Origin of the sequence: Pseudomonas sp. NFR09 (genome assembly GCF_900111535.1) — a bacterium.
GTDB lineage: Bacteria > Pseudomonadota > Gammaproteobacteria > Pseudomonadales > Pseudomonadaceae > Aquipseudomonas > Aquipseudomonas extremorientalis.
This window is the reverse complement of record NZ_FOIH01000007.1, coordinates 312,402-335,794: the sequence shown is the minus strand read 5'-3', so window position 1 is coordinate 335,794 and position 23,393 is coordinate 312,402. Positions and strand designations below refer to the sequence as shown.

The 23,393-nt window shown below is 62.3% G+C and carries 22 protein-coding genes; 12 read left to right on the top strand and 10 right to left on the bottom strand.

Annotation, left to right across the window (positions count from 1 at the left end; all coding sequences use genetic code 11):
- The first annotated feature begins 76 nt into the window (after positions 1-76).
- Entirely contained in the window at positions 77-784 is a 708-nt protein-coding gene (locus BMX59_RS17935; RefSeq protein ID WP_093124116.1) for a YebC/PmpR family DNA-binding transcriptional regulator, read from the top strand.
- A gap of 43 nt (positions 785-827) precedes the next feature.
- On the opposite strand, the gene BMX59_RS17930 is transcribed toward BMX59_RS17935, so the two are convergent.
- Together BMX59_RS17930 and zapE are read right to left on the bottom strand one after the other, a co-directional pair.
- A complete protein-coding gene (locus BMX59_RS17930; protein ID WP_093124192.1) occupies positions 828-2,129 on the bottom strand; it encodes a protein kinase in 1,302 nt (433 codons plus the stop codon).
- Positions 2,130-2,168: 39 nt separating this feature from the next.
- Positions 2,169-3,263, bottom strand: a complete 1,095-nt coding sequence (gene zapE, locus BMX59_RS17925) for a cell division protein ZapE (protein ID WP_093124111.1) — start codon at positions 3,261-3,263, stop codon at positions 2,169-2,171.
- 224 nt (positions 3,264-3,487) lie between these two features.
- On the opposite strand from zapE, the gene BMX59_RS17920 reads away from it, so the two are divergent.
- The 7 genes from BMX59_RS17920 to BMX59_RS17890 all read left to right on the top strand — a co-directional run bounded on the left by BMX59_RS17920 (position 3,488) and on the right by BMX59_RS17890 (position 9,778).
- The gene (locus tag BMX59_RS17920) at positions 3,488-3,976 is read left to right on the top strand and encodes a Csu type fimbrial protein (RefSeq protein ID WP_170856079.1); all 489 of its coding nucleotides are present in this window, start codon (positions 3,488-3,490) and stop codon (positions 3,974-3,976) included.
- Positions 3,970-4,512, top strand: a complete 543-nt coding sequence (locus BMX59_RS17915) for a Csu type fimbrial protein (RefSeq protein WP_092244821.1) — start codon at positions 3,970-3,972, stop codon at positions 4,510-4,512. The genes BMX59_RS17920 and BMX59_RS17915 overlap by 7 nt, the downstream gene beginning before the upstream one ends.
- A gap of 18 nt (positions 4,513-4,530) precedes the next feature.
- On the top strand, positions 4,531-5,073 hold the full coding sequence (locus tag BMX59_RS17910; protein ID WP_034107216.1) for a Csu type fimbrial protein: 543 nt from the start codon (positions 4,531-4,533) through the stop codon (positions 5,071-5,073).
- Positions 5,074-5,075: 2 nt separating this feature from the next.
- Positions 5,076-5,564, top strand: a complete 489-nt coding sequence (locus BMX59_RS17905) for a Csu type fimbrial protein (protein ID WP_092244824.1) — start codon at positions 5,076-5,078, stop codon at positions 5,562-5,564.
- Between the two features lie 25 nt (positions 5,565-5,589).
- Complete coding sequence (locus BMX59_RS17900; RefSeq protein ID WP_093124101.1) at positions 5,590-6,378, top strand: fimbrial biogenesis chaperone; 789 nt, start codon at positions 5,590-5,592, stop codon at positions 6,376-6,378.
- Positions 6,379-6,449: 71 nt separating this feature from the next.
- Positions 6,450-8,807, top strand: a complete 2,358-nt coding sequence (locus tag BMX59_RS17895) for a fimbria/pilus outer membrane usher protein (protein ID WP_093124189.1) — start codon at positions 6,450-6,452, stop codon at positions 8,805-8,807.
- Positions 8,804-9,778 carry a Csu type fimbrial protein gene (locus BMX59_RS17890; protein ID WP_093124096.1) on the top strand — a complete coding sequence of 325 codons (975 nt, stop codon included), beginning with the start codon at positions 8,804-8,806 and terminating at the stop codon, positions 9,776-9,778. Before BMX59_RS17895 ends, BMX59_RS17890 begins: the two co-directional genes overlap by 4 nt.
- Here the strand turns inward: BMX59_RS17890 and BMX59_RS17885 are convergent.
- Both BMX59_RS17885 and BMX59_RS17880 read right to left on the bottom strand, forming a co-directional pair.
- Positions 9,775-10,512 carry an anti-sigma factor family protein gene (locus BMX59_RS17885; RefSeq protein WP_093124091.1) on the bottom strand — a complete coding sequence of 246 codons (738 nt, stop codon included), beginning with the start codon at positions 10,510-10,512 and terminating at the stop codon, positions 9,775-9,777. The two genes, BMX59_RS17890 and BMX59_RS17885, sit on opposite strands and share 4 nt — an antisense overlap.
- A complete protein-coding gene (locus tag BMX59_RS17880) occupies positions 10,509-11,015 on the bottom strand; it encodes an RNA polymerase sigma factor (protein WP_092244834.1) in 507 nt (168 codons plus the stop codon). Before BMX59_RS17880 ends, BMX59_RS17885 begins: the two co-directional genes overlap by 4 nt.
- A 167-nt stretch (positions 11,016-11,182) precedes the next feature.
- On the opposite strand from BMX59_RS17880, the gene BMX59_RS17875 reads away from it, so the two are divergent.
- Together BMX59_RS17875 and BMX59_RS17870 are read left to right on the top strand one after the other, a co-directional pair.
- Positions 11,183-12,265 carry a catalase family peroxidase gene (locus tag BMX59_RS17875; protein ID WP_093124085.1) on the top strand — a complete coding sequence of 361 codons (1,083 nt, stop codon included), beginning with the start codon at positions 11,183-11,185 and terminating at the stop codon, positions 12,263-12,265.
- Positions 12,262-12,801 carry a cytochrome b gene (locus BMX59_RS17870; protein ID WP_092244841.1) on the top strand — a complete coding sequence of 180 codons (540 nt, stop codon included), beginning with the start codon at positions 12,262-12,264 and terminating at the stop codon, positions 12,799-12,801. The genes BMX59_RS17875 and BMX59_RS17870 overlap by 4 nt, the downstream gene beginning before the upstream one ends.
- Positions 12,802-12,819: 18 nt before the next feature.
- Here BMX59_RS17870 and BMX59_RS17865 read toward each other — a convergent pair whose 3' ends face one another.
- Positions 12,820-13,971, bottom strand: coding sequence for a M14 family metallopeptidase (locus tag BMX59_RS17865; RefSeq protein WP_092244844.1), 1,152 nt, complete (start codon positions 13,969-13,971; stop codon positions 12,820-12,822).
- A 465-nt stretch (positions 13,972-14,436) separates the two neighbouring features.
- The gene (locus BMX59_RS17860; RefSeq protein WP_092244847.1) at positions 14,437-14,787 is read right to left on the bottom strand and encodes a DUF6124 family protein; all 351 of its coding nucleotides are present in this window, start codon (positions 14,785-14,787) and stop codon (positions 14,437-14,439) included.
- Between the two features lie 132 nt (positions 14,788-14,919).
- Between BMX59_RS17860 and BMX59_RS17855 the strand changes: the two genes are divergently transcribed.
- Entirely contained in the window at positions 14,920-15,552 is a 633-nt protein-coding gene (locus tag BMX59_RS17855; RefSeq protein ID WP_071492000.1) for a LexA family protein, read from the top strand.
- Here BMX59_RS17855 and BMX59_RS17850 read toward each other — a convergent pair.
- Genes BMX59_RS17850 through BMX59_RS17835 form a run of 4 tightly spaced genes read right to left on the bottom strand, consistent with a single transcriptional unit; the run spans position 15,549 to position 21,075 of the window.
- Positions 15,549-17,474 (bottom strand): acetyl/propionyl/methylcrotonyl-CoA carboxylase subunit alpha, encoded by a 1,926-nt coding sequence (locus BMX59_RS17850; RefSeq protein ID WP_093124076.1) that lies wholly within the window; start codon positions 17,472-17,474, stop codon positions 15,549-15,551. The genes BMX59_RS17855 and BMX59_RS17850 overlap by 4 nt on opposite strands.
- A complete protein-coding gene (locus BMX59_RS17845; protein ID WP_093124071.1) occupies positions 17,471-18,277 on the bottom strand; it encodes a gamma-carboxygeranoyl-CoA hydratase in 807 nt (268 codons plus the stop codon). The genes BMX59_RS17850 and BMX59_RS17845 overlap by 4 nt, the downstream gene beginning before the upstream one ends.
- A 15-nt stretch (positions 18,278-18,292) precedes the next feature.
- Positions 18,293-19,900: a carboxyl transferase domain-containing protein gene (locus BMX59_RS17840; protein WP_092244856.1), complete on the bottom strand. Its 1,608-nt coding sequence runs from the start codon at positions 19,898-19,900 to the stop codon at positions 18,293-18,295.
- 11 nt (positions 19,901-19,911) lie between these two features.
- Positions 19,912-21,075, bottom strand: coding sequence for an isovaleryl-CoA dehydrogenase (locus tag BMX59_RS17835; protein WP_093124064.1), 1,164 nt, complete (start codon positions 21,073-21,075; stop codon positions 19,912-19,914).
- Between the two features lie 150 nt (positions 21,076-21,225).
- Here BMX59_RS17835 and BMX59_RS17830 point away from each other — a divergent pair, with 150 nt between their 5' ends.
- Positions 21,226-22,863, top strand: a complete 1,638-nt coding sequence (locus tag BMX59_RS17830; protein WP_093124059.1) for an AMP-binding protein — start codon at positions 21,226-21,228, stop codon at positions 22,861-22,863.
- Positions 22,864-23,393 lie beyond the last annotated feature (530 nt).

Below are 23,393 nucleotides of genomic sequence, written 5' to 3'. Positions count from 1 at the left end.
TTTTGCGCTATAAACTCTGCCCCCAAAGCGCCGGCCAGTAGACGTTTGGGCGCGATGGACATAAAGAGAGTGAGTCATGGGCGCACAGTGGAAAGTCAAACATAAAGAAGCGGCAGCCAATGCCAAGGGCAAGATCTTCGGCAAGCTGGTGAAAGAAATCACCATTGCCGCCCGCAATGGCGCCGACACCGCAACCAACGCGCACCTGCGTCTGGTGGTGGAACAGGCGAAAAAAGCCTCGATGCCCAAGGAAACCCTGGACCGCGCCATCAAGAAAGGCGCCGGTCTGCTCGGCGAAACCGTGCAATACCATCGCGTGACCTACGAAGGGTTCGCCCCGCACCAGGTGCCGCTGATCGTCGAATGCGTAACCGATAACATCAACCGCACCGTGGCGGAAATCCGCGTGGCCTTCCGCAAGGGCCAGCTCGGCGCTTCCGGTTCCGTGGCCTGGGACTTCAACCACGTCGGCCTGATCGAAGCCTCGCCGGACAGCCCGGACGCCGATCCGGAAATGGCCGCCATCGAAGCCGGCGCCCAGGATTTCGAAGCAGGTGAAGAAGAGGGCAGCACCCTGTTCATCACCGAGACCACCGACCTCGACGCCGTGCAGAAAGCCTTGCCGGAGCAGGGTTTTACCGTGTTGTCGGCCAAGCTCGGCTACCTCTCGAAGAACCCGGTGAGCGGTTTGAGCGATGAGCAGATGGCGGAAGTCGAAGCCTTCCTCGAAGGCCTGGACAACCACGATGACGTGCAGGATATGTTCGTCGGCCTGGCCGGCTGATCCCTCACAATGCGGGAGGGGACTTGCCACCTCCCACATCGGCTCAGCGGAGTTGGACTGATTCCAGGAGCGCTTCGATCTCTTCGAATCCAGGCCGTGCGAATACCTCGTGCTGACAGCAGTTTTTCTGCAGCTCGACTAAGTCGCTGCTCACCTGCTCCTCAACTCGCTCCAACAATTCCCCCAGCAAAATTCCGAACGCCCGCACTTCAATACGCTGCAACGCCCTGGTTTCCAAGGTATTCGCCGTGGCATGGAACGACGCCGCGCCAAAGTCCCCGAGCAGGCAGTCACCTGCTTCATTCCACAGAATATTGTGGCCATACAGGTCGCCATGGGTGATGCCGTGCCGGTGCAGATGCGCCGCTACCGAGGCGATACCACGGGCCATACGCAACGCCACCTCAAGGCTGAAACGGGTGTCCGCTGCGTAGATATCCCGGGTGCACGACGCCAGGCTCGGCAGGGCCGCGAGGTTGCGGTAGCTCGGGTCGATCAGGTCCATCACCAGGGCGGCCTGGTCATCGGGGTGGCCGACCACGCGGCCTTCGACCTTGATCAGGTTGGGGTGCAGCCCGGCGGCGATACAGGCCTGCATTTCGTGCAGCGGCGAACCGTCGCTGGTGATGCTGCCCTTGTAAAGCTTAACGGCGACGGGCTTTCCTGACGGTGCCCAGAGCGCCTTGCGGATCACCCCGGAAGCGCCTTCGCCCAGCACTTCGGCCAGTTCCAGTTCGGACCAGGGAACCTCCGGTGTGGTGTCTTCATCCGCCAGCGTCACCGCCATTTCCACCGGGTTACCGGCGTAGGCCAGCCAGGTCAGGCTCGGCAGCGTCAACAGCCACTCTGGCAGGTGCGTTAACCGGTTGGCGGCGATGCGCAGCAGTTCGAGGTTGTGGCAGTTGGCCAGGCTTTGCGGCAGGTGCGCCAGCTGGTTGCCGGCCAGCATCAGTTTTTGCAGCAATGGCCGTTCGCCCAATGCCTCGGGCAGCGCGCTGATGCGGTTATCGGTCAGGATCAGCCAGCGCAGCAGCGGCGGCAACGCTACGGCGGGCACGAGGCTGATCTGGTTGGCCTTGAAGCTGATCATGCTCAGGTTGGCGCATTGACCGAGGCAAGCCGGCAGCTCGGTGAACCGGTTGTCCGAGCAGAACAGCACGCGCAGGTGCGGCAGGCGGTGCAGGTCGTCGGGCAGGCTGCTCAGGGCATTGCCGCTGAGGTTGAGGATTTCCAGGGAGTCGGCCAGCTCGAAGATTTCCCGGGGGAATTCGGTCAGCCCGCAGGACAGGTCAAGGCGCGTGATGCCGGCCAATTGGCCGGCCTTGAGTTGGGCGAGGGTATTCATGAACGGCGCGGTCACTCGGCAAAAAGGCGTGGAAGGCGCTCATGATAGCGGGTCGGACGCGGATTGCGGGGCGGCCTGCTGCAATTGTCCGAGACGGCTGGCGGTGCGGGCCAGGTCGATGGCCTGGCCGCTCAGGGCAATCTCGAGCGGCAATTCGCCGATCAATACCAGATGCTTGTCGCGGTCGTAGAGCACATCCACCAGGTTGATAAAGCGCTGTTGCACGGCAATCGGGCAGTTCGCCAGTTGAGGCAGGCCGTCGATGATCCAGTGGTCGTAGTCCTGGCACAGCAGCAGGTAGTCCATCACCGCCGTCAGTTGTTCGCACAGGTCGTTGAAGGTGAAGGCAATGCTGCGCCCTTCATGGCGGCGGCACATCAAGGTCCGATGGCCGACGTCCAGGGGGCGCGGCGGGCTATCTGCAGCGGGCAGGTCGAGCGCCGCGCGCTGGTCCGGGTTGCCCGGCCACACGTATTGACCGCAGGTAAACCGTTGCGCGCTCTGGGCCTGGGGCAGGCTGCGAAAGTCCTGGGGCGAGCTGACTTCCAGCACCTCCATGCGTGCGGCGATCAGGTCGATCACCGGCTTGAAGCGCTCATGGTACAGGGGGTTGGGCAGCAACCCTTGCGGTGCATAGTTGGACGTCATCAGCACCAGTACACCGCGCTCGAACAGGGCCTTGAACAGCCGCGTGATCAGCATGGCATCCCCGATATCATGGACGTGGAACTCGTCGAAACACAGCACCCGGCAGCCTGCCAACTGTTCATCGAGCGTCACGGCCAGGGCATCGTCCTGCGCATGGTGCGTGAACATGCCGCGATGCAGTTGGGCGAAAAAATCATGGAAGTGCACGCGCTGCTTCTCGGCGATCGGCAACGCCTGGAAGAACCCGTCCAGCAGCCAGCTTTTGCCGCGACCCACGGGGCCGTGGAGGTACAGGCTGCGGGCGGGCTGGCCGGCGAGCAGTTGTTGGGTTTCCCGGGCCAGGGCGGCAATTGCGCGGGTTTGACCGGTGCTCAGGGTGTAACCCTGTTGCTCGGCCTTTTGCTGAAAAAACGCGGGAATGGGCGAAGCGTCAAGGGGCCCGGGCTTTTGGCCGAGCAGGCGACGGATCAGGGAAAGCGCGGCCAATGCAAGTCACTCTGTATTTCGATGGTCGCTCACTTTAGGGCGCTCGCTGCGTTTTGACCAATAGAGAAGGGCGCTGCCAGCTATCTCGAAAAAGCATCTCACGCCGGTAATCCTGTCCAGACTGGCAGTTTCTCGCTGAGTGACTAATCTCCTACACAGCAGTCACCCCTGTACAAGGATCTGGGGCAGTGAAGGGACGAGCAGTATTGGCAGTCATGGGCGCAATGCTCTGCAACGCGGCTTACGGTGCACAGCTCCAGGTGGAGGTGCGTATCGATGTGCAGCGGGGCTGCCAGTTGGTGGGCACCACCCGCAGCGCTGGCATCGAGCAACTGGGCATACTGGATTTCGGCAGCGGCCCGCGTCTGGATGACCCGGCCGGGCCCCTGAGTGCGGCACTGATCAGCCAGCGCCAGCCGCGCCTGGAGTGCAACCCCGACACGCCGTACCAGGTCCGCGTCGATGGCGGCCTGCATGGTGGCACCGGCGAAGTGCGCTACCTCAGCGCCACCTCATCGACCAAACCCATTCCCTATCGCATCTATGCCGACGCGGCGCGGCGCGTGCCGTTGCCGGTGGATGTGCCGCTCAGCGGCCGGGTGCCGGACACAGGCTTCGTCGACCTGCCGCTCTATGGTCGCATCGAGCCGCTCAAGGACATCCCCGCCGTCGGCCGCTACACCGACCTGCTCAAGGTCACGGTGACATGGTAAGCCGTTGCCTGGCCCTGGTGGCCATGGGCGGCCTGCTGGTGCTGGCAGACGACGTGCAGGCGGCTGTCGCCAGCGGGTTCATCCAGGCGCGGCTGGTGATCACCGCCAGTTGCGAAGTGAGCAAAGGCGTGGAGAGCGCGCCGGTCAACCCCACGGGCGGCACGGCGATGCTCGACTTCGGCAGTCAGGGCCCGACCTGGAACAACCCATTGGGTGCTGGCGTCACCGCTGGCGACAAGGCGCCCCTGGCGGTGTCGTGCAACCCCTCGGTCTCGAGCTTCACCGTGACCATCGACGGCGGCACCAACGGCGATGGCACCACCCGGCGCCTGAGCAATGGGCGCCAGATGATTCCTTATCGACTGTCCGCCGACCCGCAGGGGCACAGCACCTATAGCATCGGGCAACAACGCAATTTTGTCGCGGCCAAGGGCACCCAGATACCGATCCCGGTGTTTGGCTCCGTGGTGGCAAATACCAGTGCCTTACCGGCAGGGATCTACACCGACACGTTGACGGTGACACTGGACTGGTAACTCAAGAGGATGAAAACCATGCATGTACTTGTTTCGCGATTAGGTGTTTGCGCACTGGGCCTGGCGATGGCCTCCAGCCTCAACGCGGCGACCACGGTGACCGGGCAGATCACCTCCAGCCTGATATTGATCGCCAGTTGCCAGGTCAACGGTTCGGGCGCGGCTACCGGATTGAACTTCGGTAGCTTGAATTTCGGCACCACCAATAGCCTGTTCACCAACGCCGATGCCCAGTTGCTGGGCGGTACTGGCACCGGTGGCGCGTTGTCGATCCTGTGTTCCAGCGGCACTACGCCAGCGGTCAAGGTACGCGCCGGTGCACATGACGGCGCGTCCCCCGGGGGCAGCCGTGCATTGGCCGACGGTGCGGGCAACTTCGTGCCCTACGATTTCTACACCGACAGTGGCCACTCCGCACTGCTGGCGATTGACGGTGTGATCACCCTCGCCACCAGTACCGGCGTGGCGCAAACCGTCAACCTCTACGGTCGGGCGGTGGGCAAGGCGGGGCTGCCGGCGGGCACCTATACCGACACCGTGGCCGTGGAACTGACGTTCTAGCAATGTGGCTCAGAGTCTTGCTGGCCTGTGGGCTGGCGGTACCGCTGCCGTTGTCGGCGGTGACGAGCCAGAGTTTCCAGGTGAGCGCGACCATCATCCCGGGCTGCCTGATTGTGGGCGGCAGCTCCAATTATGGTGCGCTGACCTATGGCAGTCATTCGGCCCTGGCCACCAGCACGGTCACGGCGGCGCTGACGGGGGGCGTGACGTTGCAATGCACACCGGGTGTGACGCTGAGCATGAGCGTCGACGGCGGGCAGCACAGCAGCACCGGGCGCAATCTGCAGCTCAATAGCGGTAGCGCGCGGGTGGCTTACCAGTTGTTTCGGGATGCGGCGTTCAGTCAGGGCCTAGGGATCGACCAGAGCGTCAACGTGGCCTACAGCGATGCGAACAATATCAGCCTGCCGATCTACGGGCGGGTGCAATTGCCGGGCAATCAGCCTGGGGGGACATACAGCGACACGCTGCAGGTGCAGCTGACGTGGTAAGGCTATCGGTATAAGGAGTGGGGTTATGCGTTTACCATCCCGGCGGTTGTGGGCCGCGGGCATTGCCTTGAGTGCGGTGTGCACGGCGGGGCTTGTGCAGGCGGCCAGCTCGGTGCTGATCTGGCCCATCGACCCGGTGCTGGAGGCCGATCAACAGGCTAGCGCGCTGTGGCTGGAAAACCGTGGGACCGAAACCGCGAGCCTGCAGATTCGTGTGTTTGCCTGGAGCCAGAGTGGTTTCGAAGAGCAATACCAGAACCAGCGTGATGTGATCGGCAGCCCGCCCGTAGCGCGGATCGAGCCGGGACAGAAACAATTGGTACGCCTGACCCGCACCCGTGAAGTACCACCGGGGCAAGAGTTGGCCTACCGCATCATCATCGATGAAATCCCTTCACCCCTGCAGGTGCCCACGCCGCCGGAAGGCAAGAACACCGCAGCGGCGATCCGCTTTCAGATGCGTTATTCGGTGCCGCTGTTCGCCTACGGCGCGGGCCTGTGGAACAAGGAGGACAGCACGCGCCAGCGTGACCCCAAGGGCGCGGGCAAGCCGGATCTGAGCTGGCACAAGGTCACGGTAGCAGGGCGCGACTACATCGAAGTGCGCAACCAGGGCGCCGTGCATGCGCGCCTTACCGATGCCGCATTCAAGCAGGGCGGGCAGACACGGCCCTTGGTGGATGGCCTGTTGGGCTACGTGTTGCCGGGCGCCAGCATGCGTTGGCCGGTGCCGCCAGCGCTGTCGGCCGACCAGCCGCTGCAGGTCAGGGTCAACGGCGCATCCCAGTTGGAAAGCCTCGCGCCGCAGCGGTAACAAGCCTGTAACGGGGCAGGAACGCCCCGGGATTTAAACGGATGGAGATGTCCATTGAAGGACACAACGCCATGGTGAGTCGTGGTCTGGCTCGCAGTCTATGGCTGTCGGTGGTGGGCGGACTGGGCGGCGCAGTGGTTGCGCTTCCGGGCGTGGCTGGCGACCTGCCACCGCCCCCGAGCAGTATGGAGGCTGTCGCCGATGCACAGTTGTTTCTGGAGCTGGTGGTCAATCAGATGGACACCGGCCGCGTTATCGCGGTCGATCAACGGGCCGGGCAACTCTATGTGCCGGTCAGCGCGCTGCAGGACGTGGGCATGAAGCTGCCCGGCGAATTGAGCGGCAGCGTGGCGCTGGACGAGATCCCCGGCCTGCACAGCGATTACGACAGCAACGGCCAGCGCGTGCTGCTGGATGTGCCGCCGTCGTGGCTGAAGGAACAATTTATCGGCAACCGCGACACTTACCCGCGCACCCAGGCAATGAGCAGCTTTGGCGCCTTGCTCAACTATGACCTGTATTTCAACGACACTGACGAAGGCGGCAGCTACCTCGCCGCCTGGAACGAAGTGCGGCTGTTCGACAACTGGGGCACCTTGTCCAATACCGGCCAGTACCGCCAGACCTTGGCTGATGGTGTCAGCAGCGGTACGTTCAACAACGGCTACCGGCGCTATGACACTACCTGGCGCTTCTCCGATGATGAGCGGCTGCTGACCTACGAAGCCGGTGACGTGATCAGCGGCGCCTTGCCCTGGAGCAGTTCGGTGCGCCTCGGCGGTGTGCAGTTCTCGCGGGACTTCGCGGTGCGTCCGGACCTGGTGACTTACCCTCTGCCGCAATTTGCCGGTGAGGCCGCGGTGCCGTCGTCGGTGGACCTGTTTATCAATGGCTACAAATCCGATAGCGCGCAGTTGCAACCGGGGCCCTACACCCTGACCAACGTGCCGTTTATCAACGGAGCGGGCGAAGCGGTGGTGGTGACGACTGACGCCCTGGGTCGCCAGGTGTCGACCACCGTGCCGTTCTATGTGACCAGCACGCTGTTGCAAAAAGGCCTGACGGATTTTTCAGTGGCTGCCGGCACCTTGCGCCGGGAGTACACCCTCAAGGACTTCGCCTACGGCCCCGGCGTGGCGAGCGGTACCTTTCGTTATGGCTATTCCGACAATTTGACCCTGGAGAGCCATGCCGAAGCCTCCACTGACCTGACCCTCGGCGGCCTGGGCGGTAACCTGCGGCTGGGCAATCTCGGCGTACTCAATGCCGCCGTCAGCCAAAGTCGATTCGAAGGGCGTAGCGGCCAGCAACTGAGCCTGGGGTATCAGTACAACAGCACGCGCTATAGCCTGTCCTATCAGCGGGTGGAACGACACGACGAGTACGCCGACCTGACCCTGGTCGACACCGCTTACGCCAGCCTCAGCAAGCGCAGCGAGCAGGTGACGCTGAGCCTCAACCTTGAACGTTTTGGCAGCCTGGGCATGGGGTATTTCGACGTGCAGGCGGCGGACGATTCGCGCACGCGGCTGCTCAACCTGAGCTGGAGCAAGCCGCTGTGGCGCAATACCAGTTTCTACCTGTCGGCCAACCGCGAGATCGGCGACAGCAATTGGGCGATGCAGGCGCAGTGGGTGATTCCGTTCGACCTCAACGGCAGCCTGGCCTTGAGCACCGAGCGCAGCAAGGACGGCGTCAGTCGCCAGCGCCTCAATTACAGCAGCGCAGTGCCCAGCGAGGGTGGCGTGGGCTACAACCTCGGTTATGCCCAGGGCGATGGTGCGGCGTACCGGCAGGCCGACCTGACCTGGCGCTTGCAGTCGGTGCAATTGCAGGCCGGCGTGTACGGCAGCAGCGATGCCCAGACGCGCTGGGCGGATGCCAGTGGCTCGCTGGTGTGGATGGGCGGCGACACCTTTGCCGCCAACCGTATCAATGATGCCTTTGTGGTGGTGAGTACCCAGGGCTTCGCCGGTATCCCGGTGCGCTACGAGAACCAACTGGTGGGCGAAACCGACCGTAATGGGCATCTCCTGGTGCCGTGGAGCAGCGCGTACTACCGCGCCAAATACGAAATCGATCCGCTGAACCTGCCGCTCAACGTGCAAAGCCCAAATGTGGAACAGCGTGTATCGGTGCGCCGTGGCAGCGGCTACCTGCTGGAGTTTCCGTTGCGCCGGGTACTCGCGGCGAGCGTTACCCTGGTGGACACCCAGCATCAGGAATTGCCCTTGGGCAGCCTGGTGGTGCACGAGCAAAGCAACCAGCAGGCAGTGGTCGGCTGGGACGGCCTGGTGTACCTGGAAAACCTCTCGGTGCATAACACCTTGCAGGTCACGCTGGGTAAAGGGCGTACGTGCCAGGCGCGATTCGAGGTCAACGAGCAGCAACAAGGCGTGCCGCTGATCGGGCCGTTGGTGTGCCAATGAGACGCGTGGGCTGGCTGTGGCTCCTCGGGATGGTGGGCTCGGGGCAGGCAATGGCGCTGTGTTCGACGGTGGCGACGGCTCCGGTGAGTTTTGGCTCGGTGAGTTCGATCAACGTACGCACCGCGACGCAAAACAGCTCGACCCTCAATGGCGGTTTGAGCTGCACCGCTTCACTGATCGCCCTCGGCACCAGTGACCACTTCTATGCCACGATCACCTCAACCACCAGCGGCATGGTCGGCCCCACGGGGGATGTGATCGGTTATACGATTTATGGCAACAACACCACCACGTTCCCTATTACACGAGGGCTTCAGTTCGATTTCGGTCCCAATGGCATTGCGACAAGCGCGGGTCTTTTGACGGGGCCGGGCAGCAAGAACCTGCCGCTTTACGTGGGCAGTATTACCGGGACCAATGTGGCGGCCGGGGTGTATACCGAAGTCCTCAGCGTTGCATGGGCCTGGGATTATTGCATTGGCCTGGGGGTGGGCAACTTGTGCGTATTGCGGGACAAAAACCTGACTCCCCAAGTCAAGCTCCTGACCGTGAGCATGACCGTCACCAATGACTGCCAGATCACCGCGCCCAATATCAGTTTTGGCAGTGCGCCCGTCATCAGCGGGTTCACTGCCGTGACCGGCCAGACCATCAGTATTTCCTGCACCAAGGGCAGCGCCTATAGCGTAGGCCTGAGCGACGGCCAGAACGCCGTCAGTGTGGGCGGGCGGCGGCGCATGATCGCCGGCACCCACTACCTGGCCTACGACATCTTCAAAAGCGCCGGCACCACGCGCTGGGGCAGCGTGGGCGCGGCGCGGCGCGACAGTTCTACCGCCGAGGTCAACCCCGGCAACGGCCTGGGTATCGGCAGCCAGGTGTTCAACTACAACGCCAGGATCTACACCGATCAAGCCACACCGCCCGCCGGCACCTACCTCGACAACGTGGTACTCGACGTGGGCTTCTAGAACTTCAGCATCGCCGGGGCGGGCTGATCCGCCGGGCTGACCACTGCATAGTTGTAGCCGGCACCGGACCAGTACTGGGCCTGCAAGCCATCGGCGCTGCTGCTGCCACGGGGCAGAAAGCCGTTTTCCGGGCCTGGCGGGCGGATGTAGAAGCTGATGCGCCGCCCTTGCGGGTCTTCGTACAGCACCATGGCGGCGGCGCCTTGCTCGGTGGTGAGCAGGCGCCCGCTGACCGGCGTGAAGCCCGACGCGCTCAGGTCAGGCAGGCGGTGGGCCTGGTTGAAGTAGCGGTCGAGCCAGGCCTGCATCGTGCCGCCGCCCTGGCCCTTGTAGTCCGCCGGCATGATGCCGTCCTGGGCAAACAAGCGGAACGCCTGCATCGCGTCGGCCATGGGCAGTTGGGCCGGCTGGCTGACTTCACGGGCGTGCCAGCCACCGACACCGCCGAGGCCGACAGCGATCAGCAGCACGGCTGCCGTAGCCAAGTGGCGGCGTGATTGACGCTTGATGCGCTGGCGGATCAACGTCGGGTCCAGGTCCGGGTTGGCCGGTTGCTGCAGGGCACCGCCCAACGCGGCACGCAGCAACTGCGCGTCGTGCTGCCAGGCATGGACCTGGGCTGCGACATCCGGGTGGGCTGCCAGATAGGTTTCAAGTACACGGCGATCACTCTCCAGCAGTTGGTGATCGACGTAGGCATGCAAATCGCGTTCGCTGGGGGGCAGGCTGATCATTTGAGTATCCGCAGGGAAGGGCTGGCAATTTCGCCATCACTGAGTTGACGCAGGGCCTGGCGCGCACGGGACAGGCGTGACATCACCGTGCCGAGGGGCACATCGAGGATCTCGGCGACTTCCTTGTAGCTCAAGCCTTCGACCGACACCCACAGCAACAGGGCACGCTGCTCGGTGTTGAGCTGATCGAAGGCTTGCAGGGTCGACTGGGCGATCACCGTGCGTTCGACCGATGGCTGCGTATCGTCACGCCCGGTAAAGAATTCCAGCATGCGCGCATACCGCCGGGTGCGACGGTGGGCATCGAGGAACTGGCGGTAGAGGATCGAGAACAACCAGGCACGCAAGTCGCCTTCGACACGTTTATCGGCCCAACTGATGATCGCCCGCTCCAGGGTCGACTGCACCAGGTCGTCGGCGCTGCTGGCGTTACGGGTCAGGGACACGGCAAAGCGCCGCAGCCTGGGGATGAGTTCACGTAACTGTTCGTCGAGTTCATGCATGGGAATCTGGCTGGCCACTACGCTGGGATTAGAGAGACGTGCGCCGTTGAGGGTTATTCCCCGTGCTTGAAAATAAATCCAGGGCCAGGGAATAGAGCCGATCGGCGTTCGTCTTCATGCTCCGACCTTATGTTCACCCCTAAGGCCTTTGGCCCCGGAGTTCCTTCATGGTAGATCACTCATCACCGCCTCGTCCCCCGTTGAGCACCGCGAGCCTGATCGCGCGCCTGGCGGGTATCGGTGCCGTGGTTGCGGTTGTGGCGGGGGCCTTTGCCTACGTCAACGGCACCCTCGACCCACAGCGCCTGCGTCCTAAAACCCTGGTCAACGCGCTGGAAACCAACAATGGCGTGCACCCGGGCTTTCGGCGTAACCATGCCAAAGGCATCTGCGTCGCCGGGTATTTCGAGAGCACGCCCGAAGCTCGCACCTATTCCAGTGCCCAAGTGTTCAGCGAGGCCAAGACCCCCGTGATCGGCCGCTTTGCCTTGCCCAGCGGCAACCCTTACGCGCCCGACAGCAGTGTGCCGATCCGCAGTTTTGCGGTGCAGTTCTCCCAGGCCAACGGCCAGCAATGGCGCACCGGCATGAACAGCATGCCAGTGTTCCCGGTGGGCACGCCCGAGGCGTTCTATCAGTTGCTCCAGGCCGGCGCACCGGAGCCCACCACTGGCAAGCCGAACCCGGCGAGCATGCCGGCGTTTTTCGCCGCCCACCCCGAGACCGCGCCGTTCCTGGCGTGGGTCAAGACTGCCAAGCCCTCGGCGAGCTATGCGACCGAAACCTACAACGGTATCAACGCGTTTTACCTGGTGGGCGCCGATGGCAAGCGCCAGGCCGTACGTTGGGGCGTGGTGCCGCAGAGTCAGGATGCGCCGGGCGATACCGCGCCAGCCGGAAGTGATTACCTGGAACAAGACCTGGTGCAACGCTTGGCCGCCGGTCCGCTGCGCTGGCAGTTGAAAATGAGCCTGGCCAACCCGGGTGACCCGGTGGACGATGCGAGCAAGGCCTGGACTGGCGAGCATAAAGTCATCAATGCCGGCACTCTGGTGTTGCAAAGCAGCCAGCCACAGGCGGACGGTGATTGCCGCGACATCAACTTCGACCCACTGATTCTGCCCAGTGGTATCGAAGCGTCCAATGACCCGTTGCTGGCGGCGCGCTCGGCGGCGTATGCCAGTTCCTACCTGCGCCGCGCCGGTGAAGTCGGCCCGTTGCACAGCGCCCCTCAGGAGTCGAAGCCATGAATGCCCAACCACGGTTTTTTGCCCCGCTGGCGCGCCTGCTGCACTGGCTGATGGCGTTGATGATCATCGCCATGCTGTTTATCGGTGCGGGCCTGGCGGCTTCAGTGTCGGAACGGCATGAGTGGTTGATCCACCTGCACAAGCCGCTGGGTATCGCGATTCTGGCGCTGGTGATCGTGCGCCTGGCGGTTCGGTTCTCCACGCGCCAACCGCCGCTGCCCGTCGACCTGCCGTTGTGGCAAGTGTTGGCGGCCAAGGCGTCCCATGTGGTGCTGTATGCCTTGATGCTGGTATTGCCACTGCTGGGCTGGGCGATGATTTCGGCGGCAGGCGATCCGGTGATGCTCAGCAGTTCTGTGCGGTTGCCGGCGCTGGTGGGCGCGAACGCGCCATTGTTCGCGGTGCTGCGCAAGGCCCATGGTTATCTGGCCTACCTGCTGTTCCTGACGGTGCTGTTGCACCTGGCGGCGGCGTTGTTCCATGGGCTGATCCGCCGCGATGGCGTGTTGCAGAGCATGACCGGCACCAAGGAGTGATGCCGGTGGGAGAGGGCGTCAGCGCAGCACGGTGACGATATCGGCCACCGTGCTCAGCACGTCCTTGCCCAACTGCCTGGAGCGCTCGCCTGACCAGCCGGTCTTCGGGTTGGGCGCGTCGTCGTTGTCCTTGAAGGGCATTTCCAGGGTCAGCGACAGGCAGTCGTATTTCTGGCCGACCGCGTTGCACGCCAGGGTCATGTTGGCTTCGCCCGGCAGGTCGCGGGTGTAGCCGTGGGTGGTCTGGAAGTCGCGGGTCAGGGCGCTCAAGTGGCTGCGAAAGTGTTTTTCCAATGCCTCGATGCGTGGGGTGTAGCCGGGGTTGCCTTCGCAGCCGGCGGTGAAGACGTAGGGGATTTCCTCGTCGCCATGGATATCGAGAAACAGGTCGACGCCGTACTTTTCCATTTGTTGCTGGACGAACAACACTTCCGGGCTGCTCTCCTGGCTGGCGCTCTGCCAGGCACGATTGAGGTCCTGGCCCATGGCGTTGGTGCGCAGGTGACCGTGGAAGGCTCCGTCCGGGTTCATGTTTGGCACCAGGTACAGGTCGGCGACCTTCAGCAGTTTTTTCAGCTCGGCGTCACCGTCCTGTTGCAGGCGTTCGATGATGCCCTCCATGAACCATTCGGCCATGTGCTCGCCGGGATGCTGTTGGGCGATGATCCAGATCTTGCGCCGACCTTCGCCGCCCTTGCCGCGACGCAGTAGCTGGATGTCACGGCCTTCGGCACTTTTGCCGGTGGCCAGCAAGCAGGTATTGGCGCGACTCAGGGCCTGCTCGATCAGCCAGTCGTGGCGCTCGCGGCTATAGGGTTCGAAATAGGCGAACCAGGCGTGCTTCTCGCGGGTTTCCAAACTGATATGCAGGATTTCCCCGTCGAAGCGCGAAGGCACCCGGAACCAATTGACGTGGTCATAGGAGGCCACGGCGTTGTAGCCACTCCACGCGTGTGGGTAGGACGATTTACCCGCATTGCTCAGGCGAAAGGTGTGGGTATGGCCCACGTGCATGCCTTCGGCCTTGAAGTGGAACCATTGGTAATGTTGGCTGCGCGTGTCGGGTTTGATTGCCAGCAGTAACTGATAGGCGTCGTGGGCATCCAGTACCTGGATATTGCCACTGTCGAAGTCGGTGCTGATCCTGATGGAGGTCAAGGCCACGGTCATAGTCTGGTTGCCTGAATATGAGTGTTGTGGCGGCTATCTTACACAGGAGTCTGGTAAAGACTGGACGCAAAATTGTTGCGAAGGGGGAGGGGGCGTCTTCCTTGACGCCGCAGCAGCTTAGGATCTATGAGATTGATTCTCAAGCGCTATTTCGAAAAGATCGGGTCTAGAGCGGTAGACTGGCTTTCTTTTGGCGATAGTCTTTTGCTACCATGCGCGCCATCAAGCAACACACAGTCTTCATTAGCCTGAAGCCATGCCAGGGAAACTGGCAAAAAAAAGACCCGGCCAAAGAGCCGGGTCAAAAACCGTGATTAGCCTGATGAGGAGATATTCCAAGAGTCCGACCTAAGGTCCCTTGGCCTATCGACTGATCTCGCGATCAGCTGGGTCCAATAATAATCATTATCATTTGCAAGTCAAATGTTTTTATCCGTGAGATAGAAATATTTTTCTTCGCGCCTGTCATCCGTTCGCTTGAGCCTCCGGCGCCTGCAACGACCGCTCCACCATCGCCTTCGCCATATCGATCAAATACACCACCGAAAACGCCAGGTCACGATGAGTGCCGCGATGGCTGCTCGCGGACTCATAGGCCGTGGCCGCTGCACTGCGCAACAGGTCCGAGGCGTGCACCAGGGCTTCCTCAGGGCTGATGCCTGGCTTGATGGCAAACAGGGCATCGTCAGGGGCTGGTGCCGACATATCTTCTTTCAAGTAAAAGTCCAATGCGCGCTTGGCGGCGCCGCTGCTGCGCAGGTCGTGCAGCTCGGTGTCTTCGGGGATTTCAGGCAGCAGATACGGGCTTGTCGTCATAAGGGGCGGTACTCTGGGGTGGGTGTCGAAAACCTTATGCCCGATGATAGTACGTATCGTATTTATGTCGTTTTATGGATTACTACAAACTGTTTATTGCCCTGGAAACTGCGTGACGTATTGTCAGCGCCCATGGATAACTGGATCGCGTTGGTCAAGGCCAACATGGAAGACCGCAAGGTCACGCAAGGTGAACTGGCTGAGCGCCTGGGCATGTCCCAGGGCGGCGTCGGCCATTGGCTTAACAAGCGCCGTGCGCCGAGCCTGGTGGACATGAATCGGGTGCTGGCGGCGCTGGGGCTGGGCTATCTGGAGGTCGCGCTGGATATTCGCGAGCGGGTCGATGAGCCGCCTGCGGAGAAAAACTACAACCCGTATTTCCGTTATCCGGTCAGCGATTGGAATGGGTTGTGCGAAGTGCGTGAGCCGCGTACACCTTACGGCGCTGCCCGCTTCGAGCTGACGGATTACCACGCCCGGGGCGAAGCCTTCTGGCTGCCGGTCACCGGCGACGCCATGACCGCACCCAGTGGCCTGAGCATCAGTGCGGGCATGATGATCCTGGTGGACCCGGCCATTGCCGCCGAGCCCGGTAAATTAGTGGTGGCCCAGTGGGTCGGGAGCCCCCGGGCGACCTTTCGCCAGTTGCTGGAGGAGAGCGGCCAGCGTTACCTGGTGCCGCTCAATCCCACCTACCCGAAGCAGTTGCTGACCGACGATTGCCGCCTCCTGGGCGTCGTCGTACAGGCCACGGCAAAATTTTAAACAGCCGTTTCAAGCTCCACCAAAGTGCAACCTTCGGCAACCATTTCGCCTTCCTGGCAGAACAGTGCCTTGACCACCCCGGCCTGGGGCGCACGGATGCTGTGTTCCATTTTCATGGCTTCCAGCACCACCAGTTGCGTGCCGGCTTCCACCGGTTGGCCCACCTCTACCAGCACCCGTACGATGCTCCCATTCATCGGGGCTGTCAGCCCACCCTGATGGGATTGGTTGGCCTCGACTGCAGCAATCGGATCGAACAACGATACGCCGCGCATCTCGCCGTCCCAACGCAGATACACCGTGTGGTCATGGCGTACCGCCAGATGGCTGCGACGCACGCCCTGTTGTTCGATCAGCAACTGTTCGCCACGCAACTGTGGCGCCTGGGCGGCCTGCGTCACCAGTCGGTCCTGGCCATTGCAACTCAAATGCAGTGACACCTCGGCAGGCAGCCCGGCGCGAAAGCCGCGTTTATCTGCCCAGGGTCCATCCGATGGTGGCAGGCTCTGCATGTATGCCGCGGCGGCCGCCTGCCAGAATTCATCACCCAGTTCACCGGCCTCGGGCAACAAGTCATCCTGATAGCGCGGAATGAATCCGGTATCCAGTTCCGCATCCGCAAACGCCGGATGCCCGATAATGCGCCGCAGAAAACCCAGGTTGGTCTTGAGCCCGCCGATGGCAAACTCATCCAGCATGCCCAACAACCGCAACCGCGCCTGTTCACGGTCCTCGCCCCAGGCAATCAGCTTGCCGAGCATGGGGTCATAGAACGGCGAGACGTTGTCGCCTTGCTCGACACCGCTGTCCACACGGCGCCCTGGTCCGGGTGCGGATTCGCGATACAGCGCCAGGTGCCCGGTGGCAGGCAGGAAGTCATTGGCCGGATCCTCGGCATACAGCCGCACTTCGATCGCATGGCCGACCAGCGGCACCTGTTCCTGGGTGATCGGCAGCGCCTCGCCCTGGGCGACACGAATCTGCCAGGCCACCAGATCCAGGCCGGTAATCGCTTCGGTGACGGGGTGCTCCACCTGCAGTCGCGTGTTCATCTCCATGAAGAAGAAATCGCCACGCGCGTCGAGCAAAAACTCCACAGTGCCAGCACCGACATAACCGATGGCCTGGGCCGCACGCACAGCCGCCTCGCCCATGGCCTTGCGTTGTTCAACACTCAACCCCGGTGCCGGCGCTTCCTCGACGACTTTTTGATGGCGACGCTGAATCGAGCAGTCCCGTTCGTTGAGGTACAGGCAATGCCCGTGTTGATCGGCGAACACCTGGATCTCCACATGACGTGGCTTGAGCAGGTATTTCTCCACCAGCATCTGCCCATTGCCGAAAGACGACAGCGCTTCTCGCTGGGCCGAAGCGAGCGCCTCGGCCAACTGGCTGACGTCCTCGACCACCTTCATGCCCTTGCCGCCGCCACCGGCCGTGGCCTTGAGCAGTACCGGGTAGCCAATGCGCTCGCAGGCGGCGCGGAAGGTGTCCAGGTCCTGGGCGTCGCCGTGATAGCCCGGCACCAGGGGCACGCCTGCGGTTTCCATCAGCGCCTTGGCGGCCGACTTGCTGCCCATGGCATCGATGGCGGAGGCGGGCGGCCCGAGGAAGATCAACCCGGCGGCTTCAATCGCACGGGCAAACCCGGCGTTCTCCGACAGAAAACCGTACCCCGGATGGATCGCCTGGGCGCCGCTGGACTGGGCGGCGGCGATCAGCTTGTCGATTTGCAGGTAGCTGTCGGTAGCCTTGCTGCCGCCCAGGTCGACGCGAATATCCGCCTCACGGCTGTGCCGTGCATCGCGGTCGATGGCGCTGTGCACCGCCACGGTGGTCAGGCCCATGGCCTTGGCGGTGCGCATCACGCGGCAGGCAATCTCGCCACGGTTGGCCACCAGCAGGGTTGTCAATGTACTCATGAACGCGGCTCCTGGGGCTGCCAGCTCGGTGGACGTTTTTGCAGGAACGCGCGCAAGCCTTCCTGGCCCTCGGCGCTGACCCGGATGCGCGCAATGGCGTTTTCGCAATAGCGGCGCAGGGCTGGGGTGAGGGCACCGTTGCCCACTTCGCGCAACAGGTCTTTGCTGGCGCGCATGGCAGCCGGGCTGTTGTGCAGCAGGTTGGCGATCCACTGTTCGACCTGATGGTCCAGCTCGCCGATGGGATAGCTTTCCGCCAGCAAGCCGATGTCGCGCGCGCGCTGGCCGCCAAAACGTTCGGCGGTCAGGGCATAGCGCCGTGCTGCGCGTTCGCCGATGGCTTGCACCACGAACGGGCTGATCACCGCCGGCGCCAGGCCGATGCGCACTTCCGACAAGCAGAACTGCGCATCATCGGCACCAATCGCCATGTCGCAGCAACTGATCAAGCCGAGTGCGCCCCCGTAGGCCGCGCCTTGCACCACCGCCAGGGTCGGGATTTTCATTTTGGCCAGGTTGTACATCAGCTCCGCGAGTTCGCGGGCATCGTCCAGGTTGGTGTGGTAATCCAACTCGGCCGACTGCTGCATCCAGGCCAGGTCGGCGCCGGCGCTGAAGTGCTTGCCGCGCCCGCGCAGGACCAGGAAGCGCAGGGACGGATCGCCTTGTACCCGATCGAGGGCGATGATCAGCTCGCGGATCATCTCGGCGTTGAACGCGTTGTTCTTGGCTTCACGACTGAGCCACAGCGTGGCAAAGCCACGGGGGTCGATGATCAGTTCGAGGGTGTTGAAATCGCTCATGGGGTACAGCTCCATTTACATGCGGAACACGCCGAAGCGGCTCGGCTCGATGGGGGCATTCAGCGACGCGGACAAGGCCAGCGCCAGCACGTCACGGGTCTGCAACGGGTCGATCACACCGTCGTCCCACAGGCGTGCGCTGGAGTAGTAGGGATGACCCTGGGTTTCGTACTGGTCGAGGATCGGCTGCTTGATCGCGGCTTCTTCTTCCGTGCTGAACGCTGTACCGGCGCGTTCGGCCTGCTCGCGCTTGACCTGCACGAGCACACCCGCCGCCTGTTCGGCGCCCATCACGCCAATGCGTGCGTTGGGCCACATCCACAAAAAGCGCGGGTCATAGGCGCGGCCACACATGCCGTAGTTACCCGCGCCAAAGCTGCCGCCGATGATCACCGTGAACTTCGGCACCTTGGCGCAGGCCACGGCGGTGACCAGCTTGGCGCCATGCTTGGCGATGCCGCCGGCTTCGTACTTCTGGCCGACCATGAAGCCGGTGATGTTCTGCAGGAACAACAAGGGAATGCCGCGCTGACACGCCAGCTCGATAAAATGCGCGCCTTTTTGCGCCGCTTCGGCAAACAGAATCCCGTTGTTGGCCAGGATCGCAATCGGGTAGCCGTGCAGGTGGGCAAAGCCGCACACCAGGGTGGTGCCAAACAGCGCCTTGAATTCATCGAACACCGAACCGTCCACCAGCCGTGCAATGACTTCGCGCACATCAAACGGCTGCTTGGCGTCGGCCGGGATCACGCCGTACAACTCTTCACTGCTGTACAGCGGAGCTACCGGCGAACGTTGCAGCAACTGGCCTTGTTTGCGCCAGTTGAGGTTCGCCACGCTGCGCCGGGCCAGCGCCAGTGCATGCTCATCGCTGTCGGCATAGTGATCGGCCACCCCGGAAATCCTGCAGTGCACATCGGCCCCACCGAGGTCTTCGGCACTCACCACTTCACCGGTCGCCGCCTTCACCAACGGTGGACCGGCGAGGAAGATGGTGGCCTGGTCGCGCACCATGATTGCTTCGTCGGCCATGGCTGGCACATAGGCGCCACCGGCGGTGCACGAACCCATCACCACCGCAATCTGCGGGATGCCCTGGGCGCTCATGTTGGCCTGGTTGAAGAAGATCCGCCCGAAGTGCTCGCGGTCGGGAAACACTTCGTCCTGGCGCGGCAGGTTGGCACCGCCTGAGTCCACCAGGTAGATGCACGGCAGGCGGTTCTGTTCGGCGATGGTCTGGGCGCGCAGGTGTTTTTTGACGGTGAGCGGGTAGTAGGAGCCGCCTTTGACCGTGGCGTCGTTGGCGACGATCATGCATTCGACGCCTTCCACGCGGCCGATCCCGGCAATCACCCCGGCGGCCGGCACGTCTTCGCCGTACACCTGATGGGCGGCCAGTTGGCTGAGTTCAAGGAACGGCGAGCCCGGGTCGAGCAAACGATTGATACGCTCGCGGGGCAGCAACTTGCCGCGTGAGGTGTGTCGCTCCTGTGCCTTGGCGCCGCCGCCTTGCTGCACGTGGGCGAGCAGGGTGTGCAGGGCGTCGACCTGTTGGCGCATCGCCGCGCTGTTGGCGGCAAACTCCGCCGAACGCGGGTTGAGCTGGGTGTGCAAGGTGGCCATGGTGCGCTCCTTCAGCGGGTTTCGTTGAAGAGTTCGCGACCGATCAGCATCCGCCGGATTTCACTGGTGCCGGCGCCGATCTCATACAGCTTGGCGTCGCGCAGCAGGCGCCCGGCCGGGAATTCGTTGATGTAGCCGTTGCCACCCAGGATCTGGATCGCGTCCAGGGCCATTTGCGTGGCGCGTTCGGCACTGTAGAGGATCACCCCGGCGGCATCCTTGCGCGTGGTCTCGCCACGCTCGCAAGCCTGGGCCACCGCGTAGAGGTAGGCGCGGCTGGCGTTGAGCTGGGTGTACATGTCGGCAACCTTGCCCTGGATCAGCTGGAATTCGCCGATGCTCTGGCCGAACTGCTTGCGGTCGTGAATGTAGGGCACGATCAGGTCCATGCACGCTTGCATGATTCCGGTAGGGCCGCCGGAGAGCACCACGCGCTCGTAGTCGAGGCCGCTCATCAGCACTTTCACGCCGCCGTTGAGCGCGCCGAGGATGTTTTCTTCGGGCACTTCCACATCATCGAAAAACAGCTCGCAGGTGTTGGAGCCGCGCATGCCCAGCTTGTCGAACTTGTTGCTGCGGCTGAAGCCCTTCCAGTCGCGCTCGACGATAAACGCGGTGATGCCGTGCGGGCCCTTTTCCAGGTCGGTCTTGGCGTAGATCACATAGGTGCTGGCATCGGGGCCGTTGGTGATCCAGGTCTTGCTGCCGTTGAGTACGTAATGGTCGCCGCGCTTATCGGCGCGCAGCTTCATCGAGACCACATCGGAGCCGGCGTTTGGCTCGCTCATGGCCAGGGCGCCGACGTGTTCGCCACTGATGAGCTTGGGCAGGTATTTGAGTTTCTGCGCGTGATTGCCGTTGCGGTTGATCTGGTTCACACACAGGTTGGAGTGTGCGCCATAGGACAGCGCCACCGAGGCCGAGCCGCGGCTGATCTCTTCCATTGCCACCACATGGGCCAGGTAACCCAGGCCGGCACCGCCATATTCTTCTGGCACGGTGATGCCCAGCAGGCCCATGTCACCGAACTTGCGCCACAGGTCGGCGGGGAACAGGTTGTCGATGTCGATCTGCGCCGCACGGGGCGCGATTTCCTTGCCCACAAAGGACTGCACCTGGTCGCGCAGCATGTCGATGGTTTCACCGAGGGCGAAGTTCAGGGACGGGTAACTCATGGACAGGCACCTTAATGTGAGCATTGTTGTTGTGTAGATGGGGCGCCAGGGGAGGGCGCTCACCTTTACGTTAACGTAAGCTTGCGTTGCGGCGCTGTCAATCGTAGTTTACGTTTACGTCAACCTACAAAAAAGACAACAGGGGTCGTTATGGAACAACCGAACCAGAGCTACAGCCGCGGCTCACAGGACAAGACCTTGCTGGCCATGACGATTGGCCAAGCCTTTGACCGAACCGTTGCGCAGTTCCCCGATGGCGAGGCCCTGGTGGTGCGTCATCAACAACGTCGCTACACCTGGCGACAACTGGCGGAGACTGTCGATTTGCACGCGCGGGCGTTCATGGCCCTGGGCATGCAAACGGGCGACCGCCTGGGCATCTGGGCACCCAATTGTGCCGAGTGGTGCATCAGCCAGATTGCCAGTGCCAAGCTCGGGGTGATCCTGGTCAACATCAACCCGGCCTATCGCAGCAGCGAGTTGGACTACGTGCTCAAGCAGTCCGGCTGCCAGTGGCTGGTGTGCGCCGGCTCATTCAAAAGCTCCGATTACCACGCCATGCTGCAGGAGCTGAAACCAGACGTGCGCGGTCTCATCAGCCTCGATCCCAACCCGCCCGCAGGGTTCATGCCGTGGTCGCAACTGGCCGCGCTCGGCGCTGGCATTGCGCCCGAACAGTTGCACAGTCGCCAGGCCAGCCTGCACTTCGATCAGCCCGTGAATATCCAGTACACCTCCGGCACCACCGGCTTCCCCAAGGGCGCCACCCTCAGTCATCACAACATCCTCAATAACGGCTACATGGTCGGCGAAAGCCTGGGCCTGACCGCGCAAGATCGCCTGGTGATTCCGGTGCCGCTGTATCACTGCTTCGGCATGGTCATGGGCAACCTGGGCTGCATCACCCATGGCACCACCATGATCTATCCGAACGACGGCTTCGACCCGCTGCTGACCCTCACCACCGTCGCCGAAGAACGCGCCACCGGTCTTTACGGCGTACCCACCATGTTCATCGCCCTGCTCGATCACCCACAGCTGGGCGACTTTGACCTGTCTACGCTGCGCACCGGCATCATGGCTGGCGCCACGTGTCCCATCGAGGTGATGCGCCGGGTCATCAGCGAACTGCACATGCGCGAGGTCCAGATTGCCTACGGCATGACCGAGACCAGCCCGGTGTCGCTGCAAACCGGAGCGGACGATGACCTGGAGCGCCGTGTGACCACGGTCGGGCGCACCCAGCCACAATTGGAAAGCAAGATCATCGATGCAGACGGCAACACGGTGGCGCGTGGAGAAATCGGCGAATTGTGCACCCGCGGCTACAGCGTGATGCTCGGCTACTGGAACAACCCCGACGCCACGCGCGAGGCCATCGACGACGCCGGCTGGATGCACACCGGCGACCTGGCAAGCATGGATGCCCACGGCTACGTATGCATCGCCGGGCGCAACAAGGACATGATCATTCGCGGCGGCGAGAACGTGTACCCGCGTGAGCTGGAGGAGTTTTTCTTTACCCATCCGGCGGTGGCGGATGTGCAGGTCATTGGCATTCCGGATGCGCGCTACGGTGAGGCTATCGTCGCCTGGATCAAGTTCCACCCCGGCCATGTCGCCAATGAGCTGGAGCTGCAAACCTGGTGCAAGGGCCGCATCGCGCACTTCAAGACGCCCAAGCACTTCAAGTTCGTAGAGGAGTTTCCGATGACGGTAACGGGCAAGATCCAGAAATTCCGCATGCGCGAGATTTCCATGGAGGAGTTGGGGGCAGGGCAGGAGTAAATCCCTGAATGCACAAAGGGGACCCGAGGGTCCCCTTTAATTTGTCGTTGCGTGCTCTTTTTTTATTATTGAGGGGCGGTCTATTGTTGTTTTTGGCAACCGTTACCCTTTACCGCTGTTTTTGGCGACCCCCATCCGGGATCAAGAGCAAACGTATTTTTTTGAGCGCTGATCTGCTTCTTCGTGATGATCCAACCAGTGGGCAGCTACCTGAGGTAGTTTTATTTTTCTCTGACCGGTTGCGGGTTTCGGCATGCCGTACCCTGCGAAGCACATCTTCTCCAAAAAAATCTGTTAGCTGCGTCTCTGCCGTGTTGTTTTTGTTATGTCAGAGTCGTTTCGTCTTATTTTTATTAGGTTTGGCGCTTTTTATTCTTGTTATGCGATAGAGATAGCAGAAGCCGTGCCAACTTTTTAAAACCCTTTAAAATCAATGAGTTGATTTTTGCGTAGGGATTGGCCTACGGCAAATACGACAAAATATGTTCCCGTGTTACTCGATGTGTAGGCGTGCGGTAACACATTGTCAC

Bases quoted from the DNA above. Each gene is read 5' to 3' on its own strand.
- BMX59_RS17880 (WP_092244834.1), bottom strand. From the start codon at position 11,015: ATGCATGAACTCGACGAACAGTTACGTGAACTCATCCCCAGGCTGCGG.
- BMX59_RS17830 (WP_093124059.1), top strand. From the start codon at position 21,226: ATGGAACAACCGAACCAGAGCTACAGCCGCGGCTCACAGGACAAGACC.
- BMX59_RS17860 (WP_092244847.1), bottom strand. From the start codon at position 14,787: ATGACGACAAGCCCGTATCTGCTGCCTGAAATCCCCGAAGACACCGAG.
- BMX59_RS17910 (WP_034107216.1), top strand. From the start codon at position 4,531: ATGCATGTACTTGTTTCGCGATTAGGTGTTTGCGCACTGGGCCTGGCG.
- BMX59_RS17870 (WP_092244841.1), top strand. From the start codon at position 12,262: ATGAATGCCCAACCACGGTTTTTTGCCCCGCTGGCGCGCCTGCTGCAC.
- BMX59_RS17845 (WP_093124071.1), bottom strand. From the start codon at position 18,277: ATGAGCGATTTCAACACCCTCGAACTGATCATCGACCCCCGTGGCTTT.
- BMX59_RS17900 (WP_093124101.1), top strand. From the start codon at position 5,590: ATGCGTTTACCATCCCGGCGGTTGTGGGCCGCGGGCATTGCCTTGAGT.
- BMX59_RS17895 (WP_093124189.1), top strand. From the start codon at position 6,450: ATGGTGAGTCGTGGTCTGGCTCGCAGTCTATGGCTGTCGGTGGTGGGC.
- BMX59_RS17905 (WP_092244824.1), top strand. From the start codon at position 5,076: ATGTGGCTCAGAGTCTTGCTGGCCTGTGGGCTGGCGGTACCGCTGCCG.
- BMX59_RS17890 (WP_093124096.1), top strand. From the start codon at position 8,804: ATGAGACGCGTGGGCTGGCTGTGGCTCCTCGGGATGGTGGGCTCGGGG.
- BMX59_RS17840 (WP_092244856.1), bottom strand. From the start codon at position 19,900: ATGGCCACCTTGCACACCCAGCTCAACCCGCGTTCGGCGGAGTTTGCC.
- BMX59_RS17850 (WP_093124076.1), bottom strand. From the start codon at position 17,474: ATGAGTACATTGACAACCCTGCTGGTGGCCAACCGTGGCGAGATTGCC.
- BMX59_RS17865 (WP_092244844.1), bottom strand. From the start codon at position 13,971: ATGACCGTGGCCTTGACCTCCATCAGGATCAGCACCGACTTCGACAGT.
- BMX59_RS17875 (WP_093124085.1), top strand. From the start codon at position 11,183: ATGGTAGATCACTCATCACCGCCTCGTCCCCCGTTGAGCACCGCGAGC.
- BMX59_RS17920 (WP_170856079.1), top strand. From the start codon at position 3,488: ATGCTCTGCAACGCGGCTTACGGTGCACAGCTCCAGGTGGAGGTGCGT.
- BMX59_RS17915 (WP_092244821.1), top strand. From the start codon at position 3,970: ATGGTAAGCCGTTGCCTGGCCCTGGTGGCCATGGGCGGCCTGCTGGTG.
- BMX59_RS17835 (WP_093124064.1), bottom strand. From the start codon at position 21,075: ATGAGTTACCCGTCCCTGAACTTCGCCCTCGGTGAAACCATCGACATG.
- BMX59_RS17935 (WP_093124116.1), top strand. From the start codon at position 77: ATGGGCGCACAGTGGAAAGTCAAACATAAAGAAGCGGCAGCCAATGCC.
- BMX59_RS17885 (WP_093124091.1), bottom strand. From the start codon at position 10,512: ATGATCAGCCTGCCCCCCAGCGAACGCGATTTGCATGCCTACGTCGAT.
- BMX59_RS17930 (WP_093124192.1), bottom strand. From the start codon at position 2,129: ATGAATACCCTCGCCCAACTCAAGGCCGGCCAATTGGCCGGCATCACG.
- BMX59_RS17855 (WP_071492000.1), top strand. From the start codon at position 14,920: ATGGATAACTGGATCGCGTTGGTCAAGGCCAACATGGAAGACCGCAAG.